At 63.0% G+C, this 3,035-nt stretch carries 3 protein-coding genes; all 3 read left to right on the forward strand.

Translation table 11 applies throughout. The features are described 5' to 3' along the window. The coding region (locus JOY90_RS13705) for an ATP-binding cassette domain-containing protein (protein WP_291691660.1) at window positions 1-476 on the forward strand (476 nt) is incomplete at its 5' end. Between the two features lie 28 nt (window positions 477-504). After that, complete coding sequence (locus JOY90_RS13710) at window positions 505-1,383, forward strand: branched-chain amino acid ABC transporter permease (RefSeq protein ID WP_291691661.1); 879 nt, start codon at window positions 505-507, stop codon at window positions 1,381-1,383. A gap of 2 nt (window positions 1,384-1,385) precedes the next feature. Beyond that, on the forward strand, window positions 1,386-2,933 hold the full coding sequence (locus JOY90_RS13715) for a branched-chain amino acid ABC transporter permease (RefSeq protein WP_291691662.1): 1,548 nt from the start codon (window positions 1,386-1,388) through the stop codon (window positions 2,931-2,933). Window positions 2,934-3,035 lie beyond the last annotated feature (102 nt).

Consider the following 3,035-nt stretch of genomic DNA (forward strand, 5'->3'; position numbering starts at 1 on the left):
TGGTGCCGCAGGGTGACGCGCTGTTTCACGGCCTCTCCGTCGCCGACCATCTCGACAGCGGCGCCTATACCAAGCGCGCCTGGCGTGAACGCAAAGAGCGGCGCGAGCATGTGTTGGCGATCTTCCCGCCACTGCAGAAGCTGCTGAAACAATCCGTGGGACAGCTCTCCGGCGGTGAGCGGCGCATGGTGAGCCTCGGACGTGGACTCATGGACGACGCCAAGCTGTTGCTGATCGACGAGCCGTCACTGGGCCTCGCGCCGAAGATCAGCAAGGCGTTGTTGCAGGCCCTCATGCAGATCGACCTCAAGGACGGTGCCATGGTGATCGCCGAGCAGAACCTTTCCCTCCTCGCGGGCAGAGTTTCCCGGTTGATCGGCCTGCATGCCGGAAAACTCAAGGGCGGCGCCGTGACGCCCGACCTGCCGACGGGCGAGATCATCCACCACGCCGACCATGAGCATCCACAGCGTTGACGCTGTCGTCAGGGAGACGCGCTGCCGAATGGATCCCTACTATTTGTTGCTGACCGCGGTCAGCCTCGCGTCGATCTATGGGTTGCTGGCGATCGGTATCTCGATCATCTGGTCGAGCCTGGGCATGATCAACCTGGCCCAGGGCTTTACCTTCACGGTGGCCGGCTACGGTGCGTGGTTGGCCGCGCAGAACATCAGCACTAACGGTTTTGTCGTGGTGGCGGCCGGCGTGATAACCGGAGCGCTGGCGGGCGCGCTGACCGGCCTGCTGGCGTTCATCCCGCTCTACGACAAGCCGAACTTCCCGCTGCGCAGCCTCATCGCCACTCTGGCCATCAGCCTGATGGGCGGGCAATGTTTGCTTTGGCTGTTCACGCCAAGAGTGAGAGCGCTTCCGAAGATCTTTGGACTTGGCAGCATTCATATCGGTCCGGCAACTGCCAGCTACGACAAGATCGGCGCGATTGTCTGTTCGGCGCTTCTGCTGCTCCTGACGCTGGGCTGGATGAAAGGCAGCCGACGGGGCCTGGAAATCCGCGCCATGATGCAGAACCCGGAGGGCGCGGCCCTGGTCGGTGTCGGGCTGCGCTCGACTGCCATGGCCGTCATGGTGGTGACCGGTGCGATGGCGGGGCTGGCGTCGGTGCTGCTCTCGCAAACCTACTTCATCAGCCCCTTCGCCGGCACGACACCCTTGGTCAAGGGCATGGTCGTGGCGCTCGCCGGCGGCCTCGGCAGCGTCGCCGGCGCGCTGATCGCGGCCGTGTTGATCGGCTTCGTCGAGGCTTTCACGGCGGTGGAATTGGGCGGGCAATATGTGTTGATGACTCAGTTCCTCTTCATTATCGCCGTGCTGCTCGTGCGCCCGCGCGGGATCGCCGGAATGATCGAGCATTCCCGAGAATAGCGGTGGCGATACAGGGCAACAGTCAGGAACCGCCGCCGCCCCCGGGCATGCCTTTGGCCGTGGGCACGCGCCGCTGGCTGCCGGTCCTGCGCGGTCACGGTAGCGCAAGCTGGCACCGCTGGCGCTACCCGTTCACCCGACGCACGCCTCTGCTGACCGAGACCGATTATAATCCAGTCACGCTCAATGCCGAGCAGCGGGTCCTCAACTCGGCGCCGATCCTGTGGGTGATCGGTCTGGCTGTGCTTTCCATTGCCCCGCCGCAGCTCGGCAACAATTCGTTCGTCCTTTCCGCCACCAGCTTCGCCATGTATGCCGCGATCAACGTCATCTGGATGCTGACGATCGGCACTGCCGGAATCTTCTCGCTGGCCAGCCTCGCAACCGTCGGCGCGGGCGCCTACGGCAGCTCGTATCTTTCAGTCTATTTCGGATTTCCATGGTGGGCGATGTGGCTGACCGGGCCGCTCTTCGGATTCGTGTTCGGCCTCATCATTGCCATCCCGGCGATTCGCCTTGAAGGTTTCTACTATGCACTATTGACCGTCGGCATCACCGAGTTGTGTCGCGTCTATGTGATCCAGGATCAAACACTCGGCTCAGCCAATGGCTTGCTGGGAGCGGACAGCTTCGTGCCCAGCGGCATGTCCGATCGCGGCGGTCTCGTGCTCGGCTATTATCTTTCGTTCCTGCTGCTGCTCGCTGCCTTAACGCTTTACCGACTGGTCAATGGCCAGCGCCTTGGCCGCCTGCTGCGCACAGCGCCCGAGAAGCACGAGGCTTTTGCCGAAGCTCTCGGCATCGATTACCGCACCGCGCGAATCCAGGTTTTCCTGATCTCATCGGGAGCATTGGGGGGCGTCGGCGCCTTTTACGCCACCCTGCTTCACGGCGCGACGCCCTCGCTGTTCACCATGGATCAGCTGCTGCTGCTGCTGGCAATGGTCGTGGTGGGCGGCATCGGCACGGCCGAAGGCGCGGTCGTCGGTACCCTGATCGTCGTGCTGTTCGACAAGGTCTTCATCGGCCTAGGCCCGATCCGGTTAATTCTGATTGCCGCCATCATGCTCGGCACGGTGCTGTTCCTGCGCGGTGGTCTGTTCGGCATTCCGGCTCAGTATATCGCATGGCGCGGCAAGCGGCGAAGCGAACGCCGTGGCCGACACTCGATCAAGGGAGGAGAGGTGATGCCCGAGGAAGCACTTGAGATTGCCGACAAGCAGACGATTTTTGCCCGGCGGTTCGACGCACGGTTGCGAGCCGAGCTCAAGAATTTGATCAGCAACGATCTGATCAAGGAACATCGTGCCACATTCGGCAAGCGGCGCAGCGACGCACTGGAGCGCGTGCTGACCTATTTCCGCAGCGTCGCGGTCGCCGACAAGTATGCCATCCTCGCGGTCAAGCCCTTCTCGGAGTATCGCATCGTGGCGCTCTCCGGCCGACGAGGCGTGCCGCCACGCGCAGTCGACGATCAGCTGTTCACCAGCGAGCACGACGCGCTGCACGGCGTCTTTCTCAAGCGCGTGCATGATCTCATGGACTCGTGAGAGCAGCCTAGGGACGCGGCGATGGCCTACATCCGCATTTGCGCCTACACCGATCAGCTCTCGGTCAAAGCAGGCGATACCCTGAGCGTGATGGTCAGCACG

The sequence above is a fragment of the Bradyrhizobium sp. genome (assembly GCF_019242285.1).
Lineage (GTDB): Bacteria > Pseudomonadota > Alphaproteobacteria > Rhizobiales > Xanthobacteraceae > Bradyrhizobium.

Excerpts from the sequence above, each read along its gene's own strand:
- JOY90_RS13710 (WP_291691661.1), top strand. The coding sequence starts at position 505 with ATGGATCCCTACTATTTGTTGCTGACCGCGGTCAGCCTCGCGTCGATC.